Here is a 23,782-nt window from a genome sequence, read left to right on the forward strand (position 1 = left end):
GTTGCCTCGCTTTTTCTGCCTGGTGCCGGGCCCGGAGAAGGGGAAAACGAGGGGACAAGGGACTAAATTATTGATCTAGCGCAAACAGGTGCCCCATTTATTACTTTGGTGGCATAGGACTCAGGCGCGGGTTGAGGTCAAATAGCCTCATCAGGAACGGGGCTCACCCCGTCACAAAAGGGACACCCATTTCACTGGATGAAGGACACACTATGAGTCTGCTTGAACAAACCATCTGGACTGTATTGGGGTATGGGGCCATGCCCTTTATCTTCCTGAGCGGGTTCGTAGCAGTGGCAGTGACCTGCTGTCTGCTGCTCAATGCCTTCGGGGTCAAGTCCGCCGAGAAGTGAGTCACTCTCGTTCATGCCGCCAAATGCCAGTCTCACGACTGGCATTTGTTTTTTCTGTCTCCTGAAGCACTTATCCCGCCCCCTGATACGCAAAAGGGCGCGCAAGACGGTCGAACCAGACGGCCATTTTGATTACACTGGCGCCCGGCATGTCCGCCCCCTTTCTCTTTTTATCAGGTGTTCACGACTTCTATGGCGCTCAAGGCAACCATCTTCAAGGCCCAGATCAGCTTGTCTGACATGGATCGCAATCTGTATCAGGACTTCTCCCTCACCCTGGCCCGTCACCCCTCCGAGACCGACGAGCGCATGATGATCCGGCTGGCGGCCTTCGCCTGGCATGCCGCCGAGCGGCTGGAGTTCACCAAGGGCCTCTCCGCGGACGACGAACCCGAGCTCTGGTGCAAGAACTACTCCGACGAAATCGAACTCTGGATTGAGCTGGGTCAGCCCGACGAGCGCCGTCTCAAGAAGGCGTGCAACCGCTCCCGCCAGGTGGTGCTCTACCTCTACGGCGGGCGCGGCACCAGCGTCTGGTGGAAGCAGAACCAGGGCAAACTCGGCCTGCACGACAACCTGAGCGTCATCGAGCTCTCCGACAGCCAGACCCTGCCCCTGGCGGCCATGGTGGAGCGCACCATGCAGCTTACCTGCACCATCTCCGATGGCCAGCTCTGGGTCAGCAACGGCAGCCAGGAGGTCACCCTGGACCCCGTGGTGCTGATGGGCCGCCCGGCCCGGGAACTGTAAGCGGGAGCCCCCATGTTCAGCGCGCTGCTCAATATCGTCATCCCGGTGTTTGCGGTGGCGGGCCTTGGCGCCCTCTACGGGCGGCTGCGGCCGGGCGGCGACCTGGGTTACATCAACCGGGCCAATATCGAGCTGTTCAGCCCGGCGCTGGTCTTCTCGGCGCTGGTGAAATACCCGCTGGATCTGGCGGCGCACCTGCCGCTCATCGCGGCCGGTGCCCTGGTGATTTTGCTGCCGGGGCTGCTGCTCTCCCTGCTCAGGCTCAAGGGCATAGAGCGGGCGGCGCTTATCCTGCCCGCCATGTTTCGCAACACCGGCAACCTTGGCATCCCGTTGATGGTGCTGGCCTTTGGCGAGCAGCAGCTCGGCGCCATCGTCATCCTGTTCGTGCTCTCCAACCTGCTCCACTTCTCGGTGGGCATGTTCATCCTCTCCGCCAATACCTCCCGCTGGGGCTGGCTGAGAAGCCCGGTGCTCTGGGCCGCCTTCGCCGGCCTGCTGGTGGCCAATCTGCATATCCCGCTGCCCGAATACCTGGTGACCAGCGCGGATCTGCTCGGCCAGATAGCGGTGCCCCTCATGCTGTTTGCTCTCGGCATTCGCCTGATGGAAGGGGAGTTGGGCCACCTGGGGCTTGCCCTCAAGTGCAACCTGCTCTATCTGCTGGCGGGAGGCCTGGCCCTCGGGGTGGCGGTCTGGCTGCTGCCCCTCAAGCCAGAGTGGATACCGCTCCTGATGCTCTCGGTGGCCCTGCCCCCGGCGGTGCTCAACTATATCCTGTGCGAGCAGTACCAGTGCCAGCCCGACAAGGTGGCCAGCATAGTGCTCGGCGGCAATGCGCTCTCCGTGGTGGTCATCCCCCTGGCGGTCTGGCTGGCGCTGCATCTGGGGAGTTGACCCGGTTTTTTCAAGGACGCCTGATGGCGTCCTTTTTACTGCTATCGCGAGAGTCCGATGATGCTTTGTTAATCGAACGTGGCCCGGTTTCTTACCGGGTCAATACGTTCCGGTTAGCCGGACAAGGCAGAGTGCGGAAAGAGAAGGGAATAAAAGGGCGGCCTTGGCCGCCCTGTTTATTGATGGGTGGCCGGTTGTGGCTGGTCATCCTTGCGCAGCTGGGTATAGAGGCCAACCCCGGCCAGCAGGCCGGCGAGGGCAAGCAGCCACCAGATGGCGGTGGCGGGGCGGCTGCCGGCATCCCCCAGCATGACACCTATCAGCAGGTTGCCAACGAGCGCCATGCAGCCCCCGGCGCTGGCATAGAAGCCGTAGTAGCTGCCGAGCTGCTCAGGGGGCGCGTAGCGGGGCAGCTGGGCGGCGAAGAGCGGGAAGCAGAGGATGGAGCCCAAGGAAAGCAGGGCTACCTGTGCCAAGACGCCCGCCGTCGGCCAGAGGGCCAGTAGGGGAAGGGCCAGGTAGCTCAGCCCCATCATGCCTATTCCCAGCCCCATGGCGAGCGGCACCCCCAGGCAGCGCTCTGCCAGGCGCGAGGCCGGGAGCTGGAGCAGGACACCGATCACCGCCGTGAGGGTGAAGACGCCGCCGAGCAGGTGGGTGGCGTCCGGCAGGCTCTGGATATGGGCGGGGATGGCGAGATAGAGCTGGTGGAACAGGATCTGGTAGCTGCCCGCCAGCAGGGTGAACCGCATAAAGGGGCGCTGGCGCACTATCTCCCCCCATTGGCGCAAGATGGCGCCGCGCGGGCTCTGGTGGCTCACCGGGCGTTTGGGAAGTACCCGGTATTGCAGCACCCCGAGCAGGGCGAAGAGGCTCGCCGCCAGGATCCCCGTCAGGGTATAGCTCTGCTGGGTCAACGTCAGGCCGACCAGGGGGCCGAGCAGCATGCCCGCCTGGCTGGCCAGATTGTGCAGGGCGAAGGCGCGCTGCCGCTGGCTCGGGGTCTGGCACTCGCTGGCGAGATAGGCCTGGGCGCAGGGGGTGAACAGGGCCCCGGCAAAGCCGGTCAGGGTCGCCGCCAGCAGCAGGATGGGCAGGGATTCCGCCCAGCCGAGCAGCGCGAACCCCAAGGATCGCACCAGGCAGCCCCAGACGATGGCGGGATGGTAGCCGATGCGATCTCCAAGGGTGCCGCCCAGCAGGAAGAGCCCCTGCTGGCTGAAGACCCGCATCCCCATGACGAGGCCGCAGGCCCAGCCGGCGAGGCCAAGCCCGGCGCCCATGTGCTGGGCGAGGAAGGGCATCATCATGTAAAAGCCGAGGTTGAAGGCCAGCCCGTTGGTGATGAGCAGGCGGGCGGCCGGGCTCATGCCCTGCCAGTCCCGCCAGTAGGAGGCACCGCTCATGTGGATGCCCTCCGGGCGAAGCGCCGGGGGCAGGGGGCGGACGGCCAAAACCCGTGTGGCGTCTTCATCCTGGCTGTCTTCGCACGGTGCGCAGGAAGGGGATGCCGCTGTGATCGTGGCTCACCTCCACCGGCACCTGATAGAGGCGCTCGATGAGGGGAGCGTCGAGCACCCGGGCGGGGGGGCCGAAGGCCTGCAGATCGCCCCCTGCCAGCACGATCAGCTGATCGGCGAACTGGGCCGCCAGGTTGAGATCGTGCAGCACCACCAGGGTGATCCACTGCTGCTCCCGGGTCTGCTGGCACAGGTGCTCCATCAGCTGCATCTGGTGGTGCAGATCGAGGGCGCTGACCGGCTCGTCCAGCATCATGATGCGGGGATCGCGCAGCAGCACCTGGGCGAACAGCACCATCTGCCGCTGGCCACCGCTCAGGGAGTAGAGGGGGCGATCCGCCAGATGGGCGATGCCGAGCGCCTGTAGGGCGCGACCGGCAGCCAGGATGTCCTCGTCGGCGAGGCGCATGGAGAGGCTGTCGAGACGCCCGAGCACCACCACCTCGATGACGCTGAGGTCCAGCTCCAGCTGGATGTTCTGGGGCATGTAGCCAAACTGCTGGCGCCACTTGGCCATCGTCATCTGGCGGGCGCTCTGGCCATCCAAGCTGATGTCGCCGCCATCGGCGGCGAGCTCACGGAACAGGGCGCGCAGCAGCGAGGTCTTGCCGGTCCCGTTCGGGCCGATGATCACATGGACCTGACCCGGATGCAGGGTGAGGCTGAGCTCCCGCAGCAGGGTCTGTTGGCCGAGGGAGAGGGAGAGTCGGGATATTTCAAGCACGTTTACGCCCCCTGCCGAGGATCAACCAGATGAAGAAGGGCACGCCGATGAGCGCGGTGACGATGCCGATGGGGAAGAGGGCCCCCGGAATGATGGACTTGGAGAGCACCGAGGCCGCCGAGAGCATGCAGGCGCCGCACAGGGCGGAGAGGGGGATCAAAAAGCGCTGATCTTCCCCCACCAGCATGCGGGCGATATGGGGGGCCACCAGGCCGACGAAACCGATGACACCGACGAAGCTGGTAGCGGTGGCGGTCAGCAGGGCGACCAGCACCAGGGTCTTCATGCGCAGCCTGTCGACGTTGACCCCGAGACTGCGGGCGCGGGCTTCCCCAAGGCGCAGGCTGGTGAGGGCCCAGGCGTCCCGGTAGATAAGCACGGTACAGATCAGGGTGACGGCGGCGGTGATGATCAGGGAGTCCCAGGTGGTGCGCATCAGGCTGCCAAAGAGCCAGAACAGGATCTGCTGGTTGAGCTCGGGGGAGGAGAGGAACTGCAGCAGGGAGAGCAGGGACTGGAACAAAAAGAGCAGGGCGATGCCGGCCAGGATCAGGGTCTGGCTGTTGACGTGGCGCATCATGGCCAGACCGAACAAGAGGCTCGCAGCCAGCATGCAGAGGATGAAGGCGCCGGCCGGAATGGCCACCAGGGGAGGAAGCCCCAGCCCCCCGGTATAGAGTGCGAGCGCCGCACCCAGGCCCGCCGCCGCCGCGAGCCCAAGGGTGTAGGGGCTCGCCAGGGGGTTGTCCAGCAGGGTCTGCATCTGCACGCCGCCAAGGCCGAGGGCCGCACCGACCACCAGGGCCATGAGGGCGATGGGCAGGCGCATGTCGTGGACTATGGTGCGGGTCATGGGGTCGGCCTGGGCGGGGGAGATCAGGGCATCGACCACGTCGTGCAGGGCGAGTAGGGAGGGGCCGGTGGCGATGTCGAGCACCAGGGTGATGCACAGCACCAGGGCGAGCAGCAGGAGCCAGCGCCAGCGTCGGCGCTCCCGTTGCCGCTGCCGGGTGAGGGTCTGCTGCAGGGCAGCCAAATCATTCATGGTTAGGATCCTGACTCGGGCGCCACGAGGGGCGCCCACAAAGATTGAAGAGAGATGATGCAGAGGGCTCTGCCTAGGCAGGCAAGGCCCGAACTGCCGGCGTTAGTTTGCTTCACCCTGCTTGATACCCAGCATAAAGGTGCCCTGGGGACGAATGGGCAGATAGTGCTGGTAGAACGCCTGATAGGTGGCCAGGGGATCGAGATCCTGGAACAGGTCCGGGTAGAGGGACTTGGCCATGAACTGGATGAGGGCGGCATCCATGATGCTGCGGGTCGCGCCGTGGTAGACCGCATAGAGGCGACCCTGCTGCACAGCGGGCAGCTCGCTCCAGCCCGGACGGGCGGCGAAGCCTTGCAGGCGCTGGCGCACCGTCTGGGCCGAGATGTCCTGGCCGACCTGCATCGCCTCGGCGCTGCTCACGCTCTCGTAACCCGCCATCAGGATCACCTCGGGCTTGCTCGCCAGCAGTTGCTCCGGGTGAATGGGGCCCCAGCGATCGACGAAGGGGGCCGCCACGTTGTCGCCACCTGCCAGCAGGGCCATGGCGCCCCACATGTCCTTGCCATAGGTGTAGCTGTACTCGGCCGGGCCCTTGTCACCCAGCTCGATGTAGACGCGGGGCGGCTTGCGCTTCGCCGCGGCGATGCGTGAGGTGATGGTGTCGATGGTGGCCTTGTATTCATCCGCCATCTTGCGTGCCCTGGCCTCCTGGCCGGTGAGCTTGCCAAGCAGCAGGGTGCTCGCCATGTGGCGCTCCAGGGTCTGGGCGTTGTAGTCGATGACCACCACGGGGATCCCCGCCTGCTCGAGGCGTGGCAAGTCCGCGGCCAGGGCCTCGTATTGCCACTTCGCCAGGATCACCAGATCGGGTTTGACAGCCAGGGTCTTCTCGATGGAGAAGCTCTGATCCTGGACGTTGCCAAGGTCGGGGACCTTGGCCAGCTGCGGCAGGCTGGCGACATAGAGAGACCAGATAGCGGGGCGGGATTTGACGAACCAGCCTTGAGACATGCCCACCAGGCGATCGGCGCCGCCATCACCGGCCACCGCCAGGTAATCCTCGGGGTAGAAGCCGAGCACGATGCGGCTGGCGGGCAGGGTCAGCGAGACCTTGCGGCCCATCACATCCTCCACTTCTGCGGGGGCGGCGGCTTGCACCATCCAGCTCATCAGCGCGAGCTGACCAAGCAACAACAACTTTGCCAGGGGGTGACGAAACATCTTGTGAAACCTCGGGGTGTGGTGAGATAGAAAAAGAAGCGAGAACTATTACTATTCGGGAGATGAAAAGCAATAAACGTTTGTGCGATTCCCCTCCTATTATGCCTGTCTTTACCTTTTGGCCGATCCGCCAGCATAAAATCATGTTCCAATAGAAACCACTTTCCGGTGAGGGGGCTGTATGACGCCATTGGGGGCTGTTTTTTCGTTCTGAGGACGGGGGCGTCGCGCTGCCGGCGGGGCTTGGCACCACCATGGAGCTAGGGCCAACAGGAGCCGGCGACAGCTTGTGACGGGCCCAGCACCTTGATGGGGTGCCAACCACCAATATGGGTATTGCCCGTCACCTGTACGCAACAATTTGTTGTCATTGTTAGCCAGCTCCCAGCGACTCCGTCGCTAAACGGGCAGAGTACGCGCGATTTCGGCCTCTGGCCGGGATCCACAGGCAACAAGGTGCTGCGGCCCGCCATGCGCGGGGCGCCAATAACATAATCAGCAAATAAAAAAGGAAACTGACCATGTCAGGAAGACACTCTCTTGTGGCGCTGGCCGTCGGGCTGGCGTTGACGGGACAGGCGCAGGCGCAACTGCTTATCAGCGAATATCTGGAAGGATCCAGCAACAACAAGGCCGTGGAGCTGAGCAATGTGGGCTCCAGCGTCATCGACCTCTCCGCATACCGTCTGGCGCTCTATGCCAACGGCAAACCCCTCACCGACACCCCCACTAACAGCCTGGCGCTGCAAGGCACCCTGGCCCCGGGTGCGAGCCTGGTACTGGCCAACCCCTCCGCGAACGCCGAGATCCTGGCCAAGGCGACCCAGACCAGCGGCAACCTGGTGTTCAACGGTGACGATGCCCTGGTGCTCTATCGCGGCAGCGAGCTTGTCGACAGCTTCGGCCAGGTGGGGGTGGATCCCGGCACGGCCTGGGTCTCCGGCAACGTCTCGACCCTGGACATGACCCTGCGCCGCAAGGCCACCGTCACCACGGGCCGGGTCGATGCGGCTTCGCCCTTCGATCCGGCGCTGGAATACGTGGCCGCTCCCAAGGATGACGCCAGTGGCCTCGGCTGCAGCGGCGATGGCCCCTGCGATGGCACCCAGCCGCCCGCCTTCGTCTGCCCGGTGGACGAGCTGGTGCCCGTGCCCGCCATCCAGGGCCCCGGCAGCAGCAGCCCCCTGGTGCCGGCCGGCAAGTTTGAATCCGAGCAGGCCCATGCCACCCGCGGCGTGGTGACCCAGGTGGTCAGCGGCCTCTACAAGGGCTTCTTCATCCAGGACGTGCAGGGTGACGGGGATCCGGCGACCTCCGACGGCCTCTTCGTCTACACCACCAAGGCCAACGCCACCGTCGTGCCGGGGGCCGAGGTGTGCGTCTCGGGCAAGGTGAAAGAGTATTTCAACCAGACCCAGATCAACGCCGACGATCTGGTGGTGACCCAGCCTGCCGGCGCCGTGCCAGCGGCGGTGGATCTGGTGCCGGTGGCAGGAGAGAGCCTGACCGAGCTGCTGGAGCGTCACGAAGGGATGCAGGTGCGGCTGGTGCCCGCATCCAGCCTGGTGGTGACCCGCAACTTCAGCTTCGACTACGACGGCAAGCGCAACAACCTGGTGCTCTCTTATGGCGCGCCGCTCATCAAGTCGACCCAGAAGTTTGCCGCCATGAGCGAGGAGGCAAGCAACTGGGCCCTTCGCAACCAGCAGAACCAGCTGGTGGTGGAGACCGACGCCAAGGCGCCGGATGGCGTGCTGCCCTGGTTCCCCGGCTTCAACGCCGAGGACGGTTACCTGCGAATCGGTGACAAGCTCAACGGGCTGGAGGGGGCGCTTGGCTACTCCTACAACCTGTTCCGTCTGGTGGCCAGCAACCGCATCGACGCGAGCCAGATAGATCACAGTGGCTGGGATCGGGTGGAAACCCCTGAGCTTGCCGAGGCGGGGGATCTGCGGGTCGCGAGCTTCAACGTGCTCAACTTCTTCACCACTGTCGTGGGGGGCGATGCCAACCCCACCGGCAGCAACCGGGGCGCCCTGACGGTGGCGGAGTTCGAGCTGCAGCGCACCAAGATCGTCAGCGCCATCACCCGCCTCAACGCCGACGTGGTGGGGCTGATGGAGATCGAGAACAACGGCTACGGTGACAACTCCGCCATCGCCAACCTGGTGGCGGCCCTGAACGCCGCCCAGCCGGACGAGGCGGATCACTACCGCTGGATTGCCTCCCCGGACGGCAAGCCGATTGGCACCGACGCCATCACGGTGGGCCTCATCTACCGGCCTGCCAGCGTGACGCCCGAGGGGGTCGCCAGCCTTATCGCGATGCCGATGCAGCAGGCCGAGGCGCAGGACGCCAGCGGCAAGACGGTGACCATCAACCAGGGGATGCGCGAGTCGCTGCTCCAGCGCTTCAGCTCGCCCAAGGGGGATGCGCCCCTGACCCTGGTGGTCAACCACCTCAAGTCCAAGGGCTCCGCCTGCTTCGAGGATTACCCCGACTACGTGAGTGCGGATCCTCTGGACGGCCAGGGCCACTGCAACGCGCTGCGGGTCTCCGCCGCCAAGGTGCTGGGGGAGAGCCTCAAGGATCTGTCCGGGGATCTGCTGCTCATCGGCGACATGAACGCCTACGGCATGGAGGATCCCATCCGGGTGTTGACCGACTATGATCCGGCGGCCCAACCCCGCCAGATCATGAGTGCCTCCTTCACCACCCTGGCGGGTCAGCCCCTTGAGGAGAGCGGCAGTGCCCTGGGCAAGGGGTATGGTTTTGTGAACCTCAACACCCGCTTCCACGGCACCGACACCTACTCCTACAGCTATGAGGGAGAGCTTGGCAACCTGGATCACGCCCTGGCCAATCCCAGCCTCGCGGCCAAGGTGATCGGCATCGAGGATTGGCACATCAACTCCGCCGAGAGCAACTTCTTCGAGTACGGCACCAAGTACAGCGGCCAGCTGGCGAAATCCGAAGGGCCCTTCAGCGCCTCGGATCACGATCCCGTGCTGGTGGCCATCCAGTATCCGCTGCCCCCCGCCGGGGTGATCGCGCTGGAGAGCGCCGCCGCGAGCGTGGAGGAGGGGAGCACCTTGTCCCTGACTGTCAGCCGCCGCGACGGCACTTATGGGGAGGCCAGCGTCAGCTATCGCATCGTCTACGGCAGCGCGGACGCAAGCGACGTGGCGCCCTTCACCGGCACCCTGCACTGGGGGGCGGGCGAGAGCGACAGCCAGATCATCAGCATTCCGGTGAAGAGCGACACCCTGCGCGAGGGGGATGAGACCTTCACCCTGGAGCTGTTTGATGCGAGCGGCGCGGCTCTGGGGGATCAGCACCAGACCCTGATCACCATCAAGGACAAGCTGGCACCGTCCACCATCGCCCTGGCTCACCCCACCATGTCGGTGAACGAGGGGCAGTGGTTTGTGGAGATCCCCCTGGTGCGCACCGGCGATCTCAGCAAGCCCGCCCGTGCCAGGGTGAGCCTCGAGGGGATCACGGCCCGCTGGGGGCTGGACTTCCTGCCCTGGCTCGGCCAGTCGGTGAGCTGGGCCGCGGGCGAGGGGGGCAGCAAGTCGGTCAAGGTGCTGATCATCGATGACTGGTTTGTCGAGCCCACCGAGCAGTTCAGCGTGCACCTCGAGAAGCTGAAAGGGGCCCAGCCGGGCGCTGTCCAGCAGACCCGGGTCGACATCCAGGACAACGACAAGTCCTGGTGGCCCTTCGGTCGCCGCTGAGGTGGTGATGACATCTGACATGAGGGGCCTGCGGGCCCCTTTTCGTTGCGAACCGCCTGGCTGATTGGCCGGATAGTTGACGGGACCGGCGGGTGAGTAGATGCCGGCGACAAGGGCGTTTCCCCTGATCCTGTGATGAGCCATGAAAAAGGCCCACCTTGACGGGTGGGCCTTCCTCATGGCGGGGCGCTCCTAACGGAGTATCAACCCTGCGCGTTGCTCAGTACCAGCTTGCCATCCTTGACCGGGATGGTGGCGCCCGGTGCTTTTTCCATTCTTACCACCCCTTCCTGACCGGCGAGGCGGTAGGTGACGTCATAGCCCAGGGTGCGGGTGCTGCTCTCCTGTACCGTCGTGCAGCGCTGCTCCGTGGTGGTGTAGGTGTCACCGGCCTGCATGTTGCCCTGCACCTGGTTGCCGGCATAGCCGCCGGCCACGGCACCGGCTGCGGTGGCGATCTTCTGGCCGCTGCCGCCACCAAACTGGTGGCCGACCACGCCGCCGAGGGCCGCCCCGACCACGGTACCCAGGATCTTGTGCTCGTCCTGCACCGGCTTGCGGTGGGTGACGGTGACGTTGCGGCACTCCTGACGTGGCGTCTTGATGGTCTCGGTCACCGGCTTGCTGGCCAGCACCTCGGCAAATTGGGGTTCGGATGAAAACATGGATCCGGTGGCGGCCGCCGACAAGGCCAGTGCAGAGGCCACTCCTATCCCGATACCTGCCAACATGGATGTGTTCATCGCTTCTCTCCTCGTACAGATGCCCGTTGCGGGGCTTGCGGCCATTGTTGGCATTTTGGCCCTTCGGCTCAAGCAATCTGCCCCTCCATTGCGACAGAGTCTGGCTGCGCAAAAAGTGACCATGGCAAAAGAGCGTCGGCGATTGGCGACAAACGCAGGGAAGGGGGCAGGCCAGCCTCTGCCCTAAGACGTTTCGCTAATATCTGGGCGTGCGCCCCCCTTGGTACCCTTTTGGCCAATCTCGGGGTGATACCAGGGAAGGTTGCCCGGTTGCGCGGACCCGCGAGATCCATCCGCTTTGTGACCTTATGAGGAAGGAACCCGATGACTGAGCAGAACATCTACGAGACCGGCCTTGGCAAGACCCCCGCCAATTACGAGGCACTGACCCCCTTGAGCTTCCTGGGGCGGGCGGCCCGGGTCTACCCCGACTACCCGGCCCTGATCCACGGCCCCCTGCGCCAGACCTGGGCCCAGACCGAGCGCCGTTGTCGCCAGCTCGCTTCGGCCCTGCGCCTGCGCGGCATCGGAGAGGGGGATACCGTCTCCATCATCGCCCCCAATACTCCGGCCATGTTCGAGGCGCACTTCGGGGTCCCCATGAGTGGCGCCGTGCTCAACACCATCAACACCCGGCTCGATGCGGACGCCATGGCCTTCATCTTTCAGCACGCCCGGAGCAAGGTGGTGCTGGTGGACAGGGAGTTCGGCGCCCTGGTGCGAAAGGCGCTCTCCCTGATAGATAGCCAGCCCCTGGTGATCGCCATCGACGATCCCCTCTATGAGGAGGGGGAGCTGGTCAGCGAACTGACCTACGAGGCGTTTGTTGCACAAGGGGACGGGGACGAGCCCGGCTGGCTGCCAGCGGACGAGTGGCAGGCCATTTCGCTCAACTACACCTCCGGCACCACGGGCAACCCCAAGGGGGTGGTCTATCACCATCGCGGTGCCCACCTCAATGCGGTCAACAACGCGCTCTCCTGGGAGCTGCCCAAGCATCCCGTCTATCTCTGGACCCTGCCGATGTTTCACTGCAACGGCTGGTGCTTCCCCTGGACCCTGGCGGCGACCGCCGGGGTGAGCGTCTGTCTGCGCCATGTGCAGGCGGCGGCCATCTACGGGGCGTTGCACGAGCACAAGGTGACCCATTTTTGCGCCGCCCCCATCGTGCTCAATATGCTGAACAACGCCGATCCGGCCCTCAAACGCGGGCTCGATCACCCCATCAAGGCGATGACGGCGGGGGCCGCGCCGCCCGCCACCGTGATCGCCGGCATGGAGGCCATGGGGATCTCCGTGACCCACGTCTATGGCCTCACCGAGACCTATGGCCCCTGCGTGGTGTGCGAGCCCCAGAGAAGCTGGCAGGGGCAGGATGCCACCACCCTCTCCCGGCTCAAGGCGCGCCAGGGGGTGGCTTCCCCCCTGCAGGGGGAGATGCGGGTGATCAACCCCGTCAGCGGCGAGCCTGTCCCCATGGATGGCAAGACCATGGGTGAGATAGTGCTGCGCGGCAACATCGTCATGAAGGGCTACCTCAAGAACCCGGCGGCGAGCGACGAGGCGATGGCGGACGGCTGGTTTCGGAGCGGGGATCTCGCGGTCTGGCACCCGGACGGCTACGTGGAGATCAAGGACAGATCCAAGGACATCATCATCTCCGGTGGGGAGAACATCTCCAGCCTGGAGGTGGAGGACGTGCTCTATCGCCACCCCGACGTGGACGAGGCGGCGGTGATCGCCATGCCGGACGAGAAGTGGGGGGAGGTGCCCTGTGCCTTCGTCAAGCTCAAGGAGGGCCGGGAGCTCACCCAGGCGGAGCTCATCGCGTTTTGCCGCGAGCAGATGGCCCACTTCAAGGCCCCCAAGCGCATCATCTTCACCCCCCTGCCCAAGACCTCCACCGGCAAGGTGCAGAAATTTATGCTGCGAAAGCAGCTGGACCGCTGAGGTCCCCACATCCGTAAAACAAAACGGGCCCATCAGGGCCCGTTGCTTATCTCGGCGTGTCTATTACTTGTTGTGGCGCTCATACAGACGCTGCACCACATCTTTCAATTCCAACCCTTCGTTTTGCAGCAGCACCGTAAGGCGGTAGAGCTGGGTCAACATGGATTCGTTGATCACTTGTTGTGGCGCTCATATAGGCGCTGGACCACGTCTTTGAGCCCCAGCCCTTCGTTTTGCAGCAGCACGGTGAGGTGGTAGAGCAGATCGGCGGATTCGTTGATGAGCTCCTCCCGATCCTTGGCCATGGCGGCCAGGGCCACTTCCACCCCCTCTTCACCCACCTTCTGGGCGATGCGCTTGGTGCCCTTGGCGTACAGGCTGGCGGTGTAGCTGGTGGCCGGGTCGGCCCCCTTGCGGGCGGCCAGGATCTGCTCCAGCTCTGCGAGGAAGCCGAGCGGCGGCAGCGGGTGGCCGTCAAAGCAGGAGGGGGTACCCAGGTGGCAGGTGGGGCCCACGGGGTCGGCGGCGACCAGCAGGGAGTCCTGATCGCAGTCGGTGGTGATGGCGACGAGTTTGAGCACATGACCCGAGCTCTCCCCCTTGGTCCACAGACGCTGTTTGCTGCGGCTGAAGAAGGTGACCTGACCGGTGGCCAGGGTCTTTTCCAGCGCCTCCTTGGTCATGAAGCCCTGCATCAGCACCTCGCCGCTTAGGGAATGCTGGACGATGGCGGGGATCATGCCATCGCACTTGGTCCAGTCCAGGCGTTCGACCAGGGACACGTCGTTGTTTACAGCTTGATTATTCACGGATGGCGACTCCTTCGGTTTTCAGCCAGCGTTTCAATTCGGGAATGGGGATGAGGCCCTTGTGGAACACGGAGGCGGCCAGGGCCCCGTCCACGTCGGCGAGGGTGAAGGCATCGCGGAAGTGTTCCATGGCGCCGGCACCGCCGGAGGCAATCAGCGGCACCTTGCAGACGGCCCGCACCAGCTTGAGCTGCTCGAGATCATAGCCCTGGCGCATGCCGTCCTGGTTCATCACGTTCAGCACGATCTCGCCCGCGCCTCGCTGTTGAACCTCCTGCACCCAGTCCAGGGTGGTCCAGGCGGTGGTGCGGGTGCGGCTCTCGTCACCGGTAAACTGCTTGACCTGATACTGGCCGGTCTGTGCATCGAAGTAGGAGTCGATGCCTACCACCACGCACTGCACGCCGAAGCGCTCGGCCAGGCGGGTGATAAGGCGGGGATCGGCCAGGGCGGGGGAGTTGATGGAAACCTTGTCGGCCCCGAACTCCAGGATCTGGCGGGCATCCTCGACGCTCTTGATGCCGCCGGCGACGCAGAAGGGGATGTCGATGACTTCCGCCACCCGGCTTACCCAGCTCTTGTCCACCACTCGCTCGTCGCTCGAGGCGGTGATGTCATAGAACACCAGCTCGTCGGCGCCCTCGGCGGCGTAGCGGCGGGCGAGGTCGACGATGCCGCCCATCACCTCGTGGTTACGAAACTGCACGCCCTTGACCACCACGCCATCCTTGACGTCGAGACAGGGGATGATTCGTCTTGCCAGCATCAGTTGCCTCCTGTGGCTGTGGTGGAGGCGGCGGGCACCGCCCAGCAGGCGATGGCGTCTGCCACGTCGAATTTGCCCTCGAGCAGGGCGCGGCCGAGGATGATACCCCGCACGCCTGAGCCCTTGAGGGCCTCTATGTCCTCGATGCCGCCGATGCCGCCGGAGGCCTGGAACCCGACGCTCGGGTAGCGGCCGCAGAGATCCCGGTAGAGCGCGACGTTGGTGCCGGCCAGGGTGCCATCACGGCTGATGTCGGTGCAGAGCACGTGCTTGAGCCCGACGGGGAGGAAGCGTTCGATCAGCGCTTCTATGGTCACGCCGCTGTTCTCCTGCCAGCCGGCCACCGCGATGTGGCGATTGCCCTCTTCATCGATGTTGACGTCCAGGGCCAGCACGATGCGCTCGGGGCCGTATTTCTCCATCCAGCTGGCCACCAGGTCCGGGGACTTGACGGCGGTGGAGCCGATGACCACCCGGTTGGCGCCGGCAGCGAGGAGATCGGCCACGTCCTGCTCGGTGCGCACGCCGCCGCCAACCTGCACCGGCGCGCCTGTGGCCGCCAGCAGCCGGGTGAGGAGGGGCAGCTGGCGCGCCTTGGCATCCTTGGCGCCGTCGAGATCCACCAGGTGCAGCTGGGCCGCCCCCTGGGCGACATAGTCATCGAAGCGGGCCTGGGGGCTGTCGCCGTAGGCGGTCTTCTGGCCGTAGTCCCCCTGGTAGAGGCGTACCACCTGGCCGTTGATCAGATCGATTGCGGGAATAATCATGGCGGTCACAGCTCCAGAAAGTTTTGCAGTAGGCGGGCACCGGCCGGGCCGGATCGCTCCGGGTGGAATTGGGCGCCAAAGAAGTTGTCCCGCCCCACGATGGCGGTAAAGGGCTGGCCGTAGTCGCAGGTGGCCAGCGTTGCCCCGGTCACCTCCAGGGCGTAGGAGTGGACGAAGTAGAAGTAGCTGCCGCTCGGGATGCCCTTGAGCAGCGGGTGTGTCTCGTCGTGCTCAATCTGGTTCCAGCCCATGTGGGGCAGGCGCAGGTTGCCCACCTCCATCAGCCGGATCTTGCCCGGCACTATGCCGAGGCAGTCGATGAGCCCGCCCTCGTCGTTCATGCTCTCTTCGGACGCTTCCGCCAGCATCTGCATGCCGAGGCAAAAGCCCAGCAGCGGCTGCCTGGCTGCGCGGATCAGCGGCACCAGCCCCCGTTCGTTCAAGTTCTTCATGGCGGCGACGGCGGTGCCGACCCCGGGCAGGATCAGCTTGTCGGCCGCTTCGATGTCGGCCGCCTCGCGGGAGACCTGCGGCACCGCGCCGAGGCGTTCGAACGCCATCCTGACCGAGGCAAGATTGGCGCAGCCAGTGTCAATGATGACCAGTTTCTGGTTGCTCACCGTCATCACAGCACCCCCTTGCTGGAGGGCAGCTCGCTCCCTTCCACCCGGATGGCCTGGCGCAGGGCGCGGCCGAAGCCCTTGAACAGCGCCTCGACCTGGTGGTGGGTGTTGCCGCTGCCCACCTTCATCTGCAGGGTGATGGCCATGGCGTCCGAGAGGGAGCGGAAGAAGTGGGGCACCATCTCGGTGGCCATCTCGCCCACGCTGTCGCGACCAAAGCCATTCGGGCAGTCGAACACGAAGTAGGGGCGGCCGCTGAGATCCAGGGCCGTGGCCACGTCCAGCTCGGTCAGGGAGGGGGCTTGTTCACTGCCGCGGGGACGGCCGTCGATCACCGCCTGCACCTCGTCCATCGCCAGCACGAAGCCGAAGCGGCCGATGCCGCGCTTGTTGCCAAGGGCCTGGCGCAGGGCCTGCCCCAGGGCCAGGCCGACGTCTTCCACCGTGTGGTGGTCGTCGATGTGCAGATCGCCGCTCACCTTGAGTCTGAGGCGGAAACCCGCGTGGGTGGCGATCTGATCCAGCATGTGATCGAAGAAGCCGATACCGGTGGCAATCTGGTTGCCGCCGCTCTTGTCGAGATCCACCGCCACCTGGATGCGGGTCTCCTTGGTGTAGCGCTCCACCTCGGCCACGCGCCCCTTGGAGAGCAGCTGATCACGGATGGCGAGCCAGTTGTGATCCTGCGGGTGGTAGCGGATACCGCGAATGCCCATGTTTTCGGCGAGCTGCAGATCGGTCTGTCTGTCGCCAATGACGAAGGAGTTGGCAAAGTCGATGCGACCCGAGGCCAGGTACTCTTTCACCAGGCCGAGGTGGGGCTTGCGGCAGCTGCAGCCGTCGGTGGGGAAGTGGGGGCAGATCAGCACCTGCTCCCAGGTGACGCCCTGGGACTCGAAGAGGTGCATCATCAGGTCATGGGGAGGCTGGAAGTTCTCCAGCGGCAGGCTGGCGGTGCCCAGCCCGTCCTGGTTGGTCACCATCACCAGCACGAAACCGGCGGCCTGGAGCTCCCGCAGCACCGGGATCACCATGGGCTCGAAGCGCAGCTTGCCCAGGCTGTCCACCTGCTTGTCGGTGACCGGCTCTTCAATCAGGGTGCCGTCACGGTCGATAAACAAAAAGGGGGTCTTCATCTCTCTACATCCTTATACGCTGGCGGCAGACGGGGTGTTGACACAGAGCTCGCGCAGCACCTGGAGCACGGCGTCCATCTCGCCCTGATACCCGATGGTGATGCGGATGCTGTTGTCCAGGCCCGGCTTGCTGGAAAAATCTCGCAAAATGATGCCGGCAGCCTTCATGGCGGCGAACACGGCGGCGCCGTCAATGAAGCGCACCAGCACGAAGTTGCCCTTGTCCTCGAACACCTCCCTGACGCAGGGGAGGCGGGTCAGCTCGGCCTTGATGAGGGCCTTCTGCTTGTTGAGCTCCAGGACCCGCTCCCGCATCAGCTCCAGCCCCATGGGGGAGAGCGCCTGGGCCGCAATCTGGGCGATGGGCTCCGGAATGGGGTAGGGGGCGATCACCTTGGCCAGCATGGCGATGACCTCGGGATCCCCCAGGGTGAAGCCGCAGCGGATCCCCGCCAGGGCAAAGGCCTTGGAGAGGGTGCGGGTGACCACCAGATTGGGGTACTGGGCGAGCAGATCCGCCACGGAAGCCTCCGGGCAGAACTCGATGTAGGCTTCGTCCACGACGATGATGGTGCGATCCCGGGCCTTCTCCAGCAGGGCGACGAGCCCCTTGCGGCCCACCAGATCCCCGGTGGGGTTGTTGGGGGAGCAGAGGAAGACCAGCTTCACGTCAGAGAGGCGATCGGCGATGGCGGGCCAGTCTGGCTGGCGGCTTGCCGTGAGCGGCTGCTCCACGATGCCGACGCCACAGGTCTCTGCGCTGATGGCGTACATGCCGTAGGTGGGGGGGCAGATGAGGATCTGATCCTCCCCCGCTTCGCAGAAGGTGCGGATCAGGAGTTCGATGGCCTCGTCGGCCCCGCGGCTCACCAGCACCTGGTTCGGGTTGACCCCGGCATAGGCGGCATAGCCGTTCACCACCTCGGCAGGCTGGCACTCGGGATAGCGGTTGAGGCGGCTCCCCTCGACGGTGAAGGGATAGGCCAGCGGGGCCTCGTTGGCGTTGAGCCAGACGTGGCCGTTGCCGCCGATGCGACGGGCGGACTGATAGGGGGTGAGGGCCCGCACCACGCGGCGGGCCAGATTGGCGATGCTCATGACAAATCCTTCTGCTGTGTACCGGTTTGGGCCGTGCCGGCGAGGGCCTGCAGTCTCAGAGTAACGGCGTTCTTGTGGGCATCGAGCCCCTCGGCCTGGGCGATGCGTTCGACGATGGGGCCAAGGCCCCGGATGCCCTCTGCAGTGAGCTCCTGCACCGTGTAGCGGCGCTGGTAATCGGCGAGCCCGAGGCTTGAACAGGTGCGGGCGTAGCCGTAGGTCGGCAGGGTGTGGTTGGTGCCGCTGGCGTAATCCCCCACGGACTCCGGCGTCCAGGCCCCCAGGAAGATGGAGCCGGCGTTCTCGAGCCTGTCCAGCAGAGCGCGCGGCGCCTCGGTTTGCACGATGAGGTGCTCGGGGGCGTAGGCGTTGGAGATGGCGCAGGCCTCCTCCAAATCGTCGCAGAGGATCACCAGGCTTGCCTTCAGAGCCTGCTCGGCGATGTCGCGGCGGCTGAGCAGCGCCAGCTGCGCCTTGAGCTCGTCGCTGATGGCATCGGCCAGACGGGGGGAGGTGGTCACCAGCACCACCTGGCTGTCGGGGCCGTGCTCGGCCTGGGAAAGCAGATCCGATGCCACGAAGGCGGGGTTGGCGCTCTCGTCGGCGATGACCAGCACCTCGGAGGGGCCGGCGGGCATGTCGATGGCCGCGCCGCGCCAGTCACGGGAGACCTGTCCCTTGGCTTCAGTCACGTAGGCATTGCCCGGGCCGAAGATCTTGTCCACCTTGGGGATCGTCTCGGTGCCATAGGCCATGGCGGCGATGGCCTGGGCCCCGCCGATGGCGAAGACTTGTCGCACGCCACAGGCGCGGGCGGCAAAGAGGATCTCGTCGCTGGCGGGCGACGGGGTGCAGAGCACCACCTCGCGGCAACCGGCGATGGCGGCCGGAATGGCCAGCATCATCACGGTGGAGGGGAGCGGCGCGCTACCCCCAGGCACATAGAGACCGACCCGGTTGATGGGCTGGGTGCGCAACTCGCACAGGACCCCGGGCTGGGTCTCGACCCGCACCACCGGCTGCACCTGTGCGGCGTGGAAGGTGCGGATGTTGGCGATGGCTGCCGCGATGGCGCCCTTGATGTCATCGTCCAGTCGGGCGCAGGCCGCGTCGATCTCGGCTTCGCTCACCCGCAACTGCTCGCGGGGAGCGCGTTCGAAGCGTTGGCTCAGTTCGCGCAGGGCCTCATCGCCCCGGGCGCGCACGGAGGCGATGATCTCCCGCACCACGGTGCCGATGTCGGCCTCGTCACTCAAGGCCGGCCGGGTCAGCGCCTCGGCCTGACGTGCGGGGGAAAGACTCTTCCAGATCAGGGTCTGCATGATGTTCCTTCCTTATTCCATCATTTTTTCGATGGGCAGCACCAGAATGGAGCTGGCACCCAGGGCCTTGAGCCGTTCCATGGTCTCCCAGAACAGGGTCTCGCTGGAGACGACGTGCAGGGCGACCTGGTTGGTGTCACCGGCGAGCTGCATGATGGTGGGGCGCTCGGCACCGGGCAGCAGGGAGGTGATGGCCTCGAGCTTGTCTTTCGGCGCGTGCAGCATGATGTACTTGCTCTCGCGGGCCTGCTGCATACCCTGGATGCGGGGCAGCAGCTTGTCGATGAGTTTCTGCTTGGCGTCCGACAGGGGGTTGGGGGCCTGCACCAGCACCGCCTTGGAGCGGTAGATCACCTCCACCTCTTTCAGGCCGTTGGCCTCCAGGGTGGCGCCGGTGGAGACCAGATCGCAGATGGCATCGGCCAGGCCAGCTCGGGGGGCCACTTCCACCGAGCCGCCCAGCATGACGCTCTTGAAGCCCAGGCCCTTCTCGTCGAAGAAGCGCTTGAGCAACCCCGGGTAGGAGGTGGCGATGCGCTTGCCGGCGAGGCACTCGGGTCCGGTGTAGTTGACATCTTCCGGGACCGCCAGTGACAGGCGGCAGCCGCCGAAGTCCAGCTGCTTGAGAGTCTTGACCGCGAAGGGTTGTCCCTGGGCTGCGCGGATGAGCTGCACCTCTTCCAGCACGTTCTCGCCGATGATGCCAAGGTCGACCACCCCTTCCATCACCAGGCCCGGGATGTCGTCATCACGCACCCGCAGGATGTCGATGGGCATGTTCTCGACATGGGCGATGAGGCGCTGCTCTCGCAGGTTGATCTTGAGGCCGCAGCTCTTGAACAGGGCCTGGGAGTCCTGGCTCAGGCGACCGGATTTTTGCATGGCGATGCGCAGACGTTGTGTTTCCATTGCTCGATTTCCTTCTAGTCAAAAACGAAAAAACCCTCGGAAGTGGGTGCTTCCGAGGGTTCATGAATCTTGCGGTCCTTTTGGAAGTCACCAGTTAAGTGTCTTCCAGCAGTCAACCTCCTGAAAGACTATTCGGGATGATGGTGGTGATGATGAGTCTTCAGGGTGGTGAACTTCATGATGTAATCAATCCTTTACAATGCAGATGTCGTTGTTGACGCCCGATTTAAACTACCTGCCTTGACAGAAAAAGCAACCGAAAAATGTGATCAGGGCGATTAAAGTTGAGAAAACGGTTTTCTGGTCGATAACTAGACAATGACGTACCGGAGGAGGCGACATCATGCCCAGTCAGGACCTGTTATTCCCCATCTTGCCTCGCGCACCCTCGACGCCGAGCCCGGAGGACATCAAGCGGGAGGTGACCCAGATCAGCCAGAAGCATCAGCTGCGCAAGATCGGCACCGACAGTGATGGCGGCCAGTCGCGCCAGCAGGGGTATCATCCCGGGAAGCGTGATCAGCCGAAGACACAGGAGGATGATCACAAGCCGGACCCGGATCACCAGATCGATCTCTTCGTCTGACCGCATTAGCAGTCCCGCTTTTTCCGCGCTTTTGGCATAATGCCGCTTTTGCTGCGGGATACGCCTTTGACCATCCAGACCCTGTTCACGCCAGACGGCCCTCTGGCCAGCCACATCGAAGGCTTCAAGGCCCGTGCGCCGCAACTGGAGATGGCCGAGGCGGTGGCGCGCGCCATCAAGAGTGCCGGCCGATTGCTGGTGGAGGCTGGTACAGGTACGGGCAAGACCTATGCCTATCTGGTGCCGGCCCTGGCGTCCGGCAAGCGGGTTGTGATCAGCACCGGCTCCAAGAACCTGCAGGAGCAGCTCTTCTACCGGGATCTGCCCACCATCGCAGGGGCCCTCGACTACACGCCGCCGGTGGCCCTGCTCAAGGGGCGCAGCAACTATCTTTGCATCGAGCGGATGAACCGCCTCCTGAGCGAATCCCACCTGCAAAAGCCGGAAATCCTGAGCGATCTGGTCAAGGTCAAGTCCTGGTCCACCACCACCGACAACGGCGACGTGGGGGACATTCCGGGCTTGCAGGAGAATGCCGAGATCCTGCCCCACGTCACCAGCACCAACGAGAACTGCCTGGGACGCGACTGCCCCTATTACGACGACTGCCATCTGGTCATTGCCCGGCGCCGCGCCATGGATGCCCAGGTGGTGGTGATCAACCATCACCTCTTCTTCGCCGACATGGCGGTCAAGGACACCGGCTTTGGCGAGCTGGTGCCCGAGGCGCAGGTCTATGTGTTCGACGAGGCGCACCAGCTGCCCGAAATCGCCAGCAACTACTTCGGCAAGTCGGTGGGCAGCCGCACCATCCAGGATCTGGCCCAGGATATCCAGCTTGCCTACCGGGCCGAGGCCCACGACATGGCCCAGCTCGGCAAGGCGGCGGACAGACTCGCCATTGCCAGTCAGGATCTTCGCCTCGCCTTCGGGGTTGAAGGGGGGCGTGGCAACACCCGGGATATGCTGCGCCAACCGCTCTGGGGTCAGGCACTGGCCCGCCTCAACGACGCCCTCGGCCTCTGTTACGAGGTGCTGAAACTGGCGCTCGGGCGGGGCGAGCAGCTCGACCACTGTTTCGAGCGGATCAGCGAGCTGCGTACCCGGCTGGGGGAGGTGCTGGCCATCAACCAGACCGGCTTCTCCTACTGGTATGACTGCTCGCGACTGCACTTCACTCTCAACCTGACGCCGCTCTCGGTGGCGGAGCGCTTTGGCGCCGAGGTGCAGCGTCCCGAGGTGGCCTGGGTCTTCACCTCCGCGACGCTCACGGTGGACAATCGCTTCGCCCACTTCGTAGCCGAGATGGGGCTGGCCGGCAGCGCCGAGCTGGTTCTCGACAGCCCGTTCGATTACGTCGAGCAGGCGCGCCTGTGCGTGCCGCGCTTCCTGCCCGAGCCCAATGCCTTCGGGCGGGGGGAGCAGCTCGCCAACCTGATGATCCCCCTCATCAACAAGACGCCGGGGGGCTGTTTCTTCCTCTGCACCAGCCATCAGGTGATGCGCCAGGTGGCCGAGGTGCTGCGCCGGGAGATAGGTCGCACCGTCTTGTTACAGGGAGAGGACAACAAGCAGCGCCTGCTCAAGACCTTCGTCGAGAATGGCCGTGCCGTGCTGGTGGCGACCAGCAGCTTCTGGGAGGGGATAGACGTGCGGGGGGCTGCATTGTCCTGTGTTATCATCGACAAGCTGCCCTTTGCGAGCCCGGACGATCCCCAGCTCAAGGCGCGGGTGGAGGACTGCAAGCTCAAGGGGGGGGATCCCTTCGCCGAGCTGCAGCTGCCCAAGGCGGTGATCGCCCTCAAGCAGGGGGTGGGGCGGCTCATTCGTGATCGCAGTGATCACGGCGTGCTGGTCATCTGTGATCCGCGGGTGGTCAACAAACCCTACGGCGCCACCTTCATCAAGAGCCTGCCCGCCATTCCACGGACACGGGAGCTGGCGACCCTGGGAGATTTCTTTGGGCCACGGGAGTGAGCCCGCAGTATCTGAGCGATGCTGAACAAATTTTACGGCAGGCCACGGCCATGCTGACGATTTAACCGATAGATGTGAAGAGAATAAAAAGAATGGATGAGTTGAAGATCCTGGCCGTTGATACCGCCACCGAAGCCTGCTCTGCCGCCTTGATGGTGGGTGACAAGGTCTTCTCCCGCTGGGAGGAGGCGCCGCGGGATCACACCCGCAAAATCCTGCCCATGGTTCAGGCTGTGTTGGAGGAGGCCGGTCTATCGTTGGAGCAACTCGATGCCATTGCCTTCGGGCGGGGTCCGGGCTCCTTCACCGGGGTGCGGATCGGGATCAGCGTGGCCCAGGGGCTCGCCTTTGGCGCCGGTGTGCCGCTCATCGGCATCTCCACCCTGGCAGCCATGGCCCAGGGCGCCCACCGTCTGGATGGGGCCGAGCGGGTGCTGGCGGCCATCGATGCACGCATGGACGAGGTCTACTTCGGCCATTACGAGCGAGTCGCGGGGCAGATGCAACTGGTAGGCGAGGAGGTGGTGAGCCACCCCGACGCACTGGTCGAGGCCAGAGGCAAGCAGGCCGGGCGCGTTACCTGCGTCGGCACCGGGTTTGAGACCTATGGCGAGAGCCTGAAGGGGCTGGCCGATGAGCTGGTGACCAGCCAGGTGCGCTTCCCAGCGGCGGTGGACATGCTGCCCCTGGCCCGGGTTGCCTGGTTGGCGGGCGAGGCGGTGCCGGTGGAGCAGGCGACCCCCGTCTATCTGCGCGACAAGGTGACCTGGAAGAAACTGCCGGGTCGCGAATAAGGTGACCTGCTGCCCGCCCTCCGAGGCGGATGCAGGCGGATCAAGGAGA

Annotated in this window: 21 protein-coding genes and 1 other annotated feature; of the genes, 8 read left to right on the plus strand and 13 right to left on the minus strand. The window is 64.7% G+C overall.

From position 1 onward, the window contains the following. Window positions 1-212: 212 nt before the first annotated feature. The 3 genes from I6L45_RS16225 to I6L45_RS16235 all read left to right on the plus strand — a co-directional run bounded on the left by I6L45_RS16225 (window position 213) and on the right by I6L45_RS16235 (window position 2,000). Window positions 213-353: a TIGR02808 family protein gene (locus I6L45_RS16225; protein ID WP_005301193.1), complete on the plus strand. Its 141-nt coding sequence runs from the start codon at window positions 213-215 to the stop codon at window positions 351-353. Between the two features lie 192 nt (window positions 354-545). Next, complete coding sequence (locus I6L45_RS16230) at window positions 546-1,103, plus strand: YaeQ family protein (RefSeq protein WP_010674671.1); 558 nt, start codon at window positions 546-548, stop codon at window positions 1,101-1,103. A gap of 12 nt (window positions 1,104-1,115) precedes the next feature. After that, a complete protein-coding gene (locus I6L45_RS16235) occupies window positions 1,116-2,000 on the plus strand; it encodes an AEC family transporter (protein ID WP_216982630.1) in 885 nt (294 codons plus the stop codon). A 176-nt stretch (window positions 2,001-2,176) separates the two neighbouring features. Here the strand turns inward: I6L45_RS16235 and I6L45_RS16240 are convergent, their stop codons facing one another. From I6L45_RS16240 to I6L45_RS16255, 4 genes are all read right to left on the minus strand, one after another. Further along, window positions 2,177-3,406, minus strand: a complete 1,230-nt coding sequence (locus I6L45_RS16240) for an MFS transporter (RefSeq protein ID WP_216982631.1) — start codon at window positions 3,404-3,406, stop codon at window positions 2,177-2,179. A 64-nt stretch (window positions 3,407-3,470) separates the two neighbouring features. Continuing rightward, a complete protein-coding gene (locus I6L45_RS16245) occupies window positions 3,471-4,244 on the minus strand; it encodes an ABC transporter ATP-binding protein (RefSeq protein WP_216982632.1) in 774 nt (257 codons plus the stop codon). Then, complete coding sequence (locus tag I6L45_RS16250; protein ID WP_043807981.1) at window positions 4,237-5,289, minus strand: iron ABC transporter permease; 1,053 nt, start codon at window positions 5,287-5,289, stop codon at window positions 4,237-4,239. The genes I6L45_RS16245 and I6L45_RS16250 overlap by 8 nt, the downstream gene beginning before the upstream one ends. 102 nt (window positions 5,290-5,391) lie before the next feature. Further along, the gene (locus I6L45_RS16255) at window positions 5,392-6,513 is read right to left on the minus strand and encodes an ABC transporter substrate-binding protein (RefSeq protein ID WP_043760644.1); all 1,122 of its coding nucleotides are present in this window, start codon (window positions 6,511-6,513) and stop codon (window positions 5,392-5,394) included. Window positions 6,514-7,034: 521 nt separating this feature from the next. On the opposite strand from I6L45_RS16255, the gene I6L45_RS16260 reads away from it, so the two are divergent. Continuing rightward, window positions 7,035-10,253: an ExeM/NucH family extracellular endonuclease gene (locus I6L45_RS16260; protein ID WP_254204338.1), complete on the plus strand. Its 3,219-nt coding sequence runs from the start codon at window positions 7,035-7,037 to the stop codon at window positions 10,251-10,253. Between the two features lie 203 nt (window positions 10,254-10,456). On the opposite strand, the gene I6L45_RS16265 is transcribed toward I6L45_RS16260, so the two are convergent. After that, entirely contained in the window at window positions 10,457-10,996 is a 540-nt protein-coding gene (locus tag I6L45_RS16265; RefSeq protein ID WP_216982633.1) for a glycine zipper 2TM domain-containing protein, read from the minus strand. A 324-nt stretch (window positions 10,997-11,320) separates the two neighbouring features. On the opposite strand from I6L45_RS16265, the gene I6L45_RS16270 reads away from it, so the two are divergent. Continuing rightward, the gene (locus I6L45_RS16270; protein ID WP_216982634.1) at window positions 11,321-12,946 is read left to right on the plus strand and encodes an acyl-CoA synthetase; all 1,626 of its coding nucleotides are present in this window, start codon (window positions 11,321-11,323) and stop codon (window positions 12,944-12,946) included. Between the two features lie 173 nt (window positions 12,947-13,119). On the opposite strand, the gene hisIE is transcribed toward I6L45_RS16270, so the two are convergent. Genes hisIE through hisG form a run of 8 tightly spaced genes read right to left on the minus strand, consistent with a single transcriptional unit; the run spans window position 13,120 to window position 20,376 of the window. After that, entirely contained in the window at window positions 13,120-13,755 is a 636-nt protein-coding gene (hisIE, locus tag I6L45_RS16275; protein WP_134695756.1) for a bifunctional phosphoribosyl-AMP cyclohydrolase/phosphoribosyl-ATP diphosphatase HisIE, read from the minus strand. Next, the gene (hisF, locus tag I6L45_RS16280; protein WP_134695755.1) at window positions 13,748-14,521 is read right to left on the minus strand and encodes an imidazole glycerol phosphate synthase subunit HisF; all 774 of its coding nucleotides are present in this window, start codon (window positions 14,519-14,521) and stop codon (window positions 13,748-13,750) included. The genes hisIE and hisF overlap by 8 nt, the downstream gene beginning before the upstream one ends. Continuing rightward, a complete protein-coding gene (hisA, locus tag I6L45_RS16285; RefSeq protein ID WP_216982635.1) occupies window positions 14,521-15,288 on the minus strand; it encodes a 1-(5-phosphoribosyl)-5-[(5-phosphoribosylamino)methylideneamino]imidazole-4-carboxamide isomerase in 768 nt (255 codons plus the stop codon). Before hisA ends, hisF begins: the two co-directional genes overlap by 1 nt. A 5-nt stretch (window positions 15,289-15,293) precedes the next feature. Then, the gene (hisH, locus tag I6L45_RS16290; protein ID WP_216982636.1) at window positions 15,294-15,914 is read right to left on the minus strand and encodes an imidazole glycerol phosphate synthase subunit HisH; all 621 of its coding nucleotides are present in this window, start codon (window positions 15,912-15,914) and stop codon (window positions 15,294-15,296) included. Beyond that, complete coding sequence (gene hisB / locus I6L45_RS16295; protein ID WP_216982637.1) at window positions 15,914-17,047, minus strand: bifunctional histidinol-phosphatase/imidazoleglycerol-phosphate dehydratase HisB; 1,134 nt, start codon at window positions 17,045-17,047, stop codon at window positions 15,914-15,916. Before hisB ends, hisH begins: the two co-directional genes overlap by 1 nt. Window positions 17,048-17,059: 12 nt before the next feature. Continuing rightward, complete coding sequence (hisC, locus tag I6L45_RS16300; RefSeq protein WP_210548680.1) at window positions 17,060-18,145, minus strand: histidinol-phosphate transaminase; 1,086 nt, start codon at window positions 18,143-18,145, stop codon at window positions 17,060-17,062. After that, window positions 18,142-19,467 (minus strand): histidinol dehydrogenase, encoded by a 1,326-nt coding sequence (gene hisD / locus I6L45_RS16305; protein ID WP_216982638.1) that lies wholly within the window; start codon window positions 19,465-19,467, stop codon window positions 18,142-18,144. Before hisD ends, hisC begins: the two co-directional genes overlap by 4 nt. Window positions 19,468-19,479: 12 nt before the next feature. Beyond that, a complete protein-coding gene (gene hisG, locus I6L45_RS16310) occupies window positions 19,480-20,376 on the minus strand; it encodes an ATP phosphoribosyltransferase (protein WP_043760619.1) in 897 nt (298 codons plus the stop codon). 28 nt (window positions 20,377-20,404) lie between these two features. Then, window positions 20,405-20,529, minus strand: a sequence feature (His leader region). A 190-nt stretch (window positions 20,530-20,719) separates the two neighbouring features. On the opposite strand from hisG, the gene I6L45_RS16315 reads away from it, so the two are divergent. The 3 genes from I6L45_RS16315 (at window position 20,720) to tsaB (ending at window position 23,733) form a co-directional block, all read left to right on the plus strand. Continuing rightward, a complete protein-coding gene (locus I6L45_RS16315; protein ID WP_043760617.1) occupies window positions 20,720-20,962 on the plus strand; it encodes a hypothetical protein in 243 nt (80 codons plus the stop codon). Window positions 20,963-21,028: 66 nt separating this feature from the next. Next, window positions 21,029-22,939 carry an ATP-dependent DNA helicase gene (locus I6L45_RS16320; RefSeq protein ID WP_216982639.1) on the plus strand — a complete coding sequence of 637 codons (1,911 nt, stop codon included), beginning with the start codon at window positions 21,029-21,031 and terminating at the stop codon, window positions 22,937-22,939. Between the two features lie 92 nt (window positions 22,940-23,031). Beyond that, window positions 23,032-23,733 (plus strand): tRNA (adenosine(37)-N6)-threonylcarbamoyltransferase complex dimerization subunit type 1 TsaB, encoded by a 702-nt coding sequence (gene tsaB, locus I6L45_RS16325; RefSeq protein ID WP_043760613.1) that lies wholly within the window; start codon window positions 23,032-23,034, stop codon window positions 23,731-23,733. Window positions 23,734-23,782: the final 49 nt, after the last annotated feature.

Origin of the sequence: Aeromonas sp. FDAARGOS 1415 (assembly GCF_019048365.1) — a bacterium.
In the GTDB taxonomy this organism is placed as follows: domain Bacteria; phylum Pseudomonadota; class Gammaproteobacteria; order Enterobacterales; family Aeromonadaceae; genus Aeromonas; species Aeromonas taiwanensis.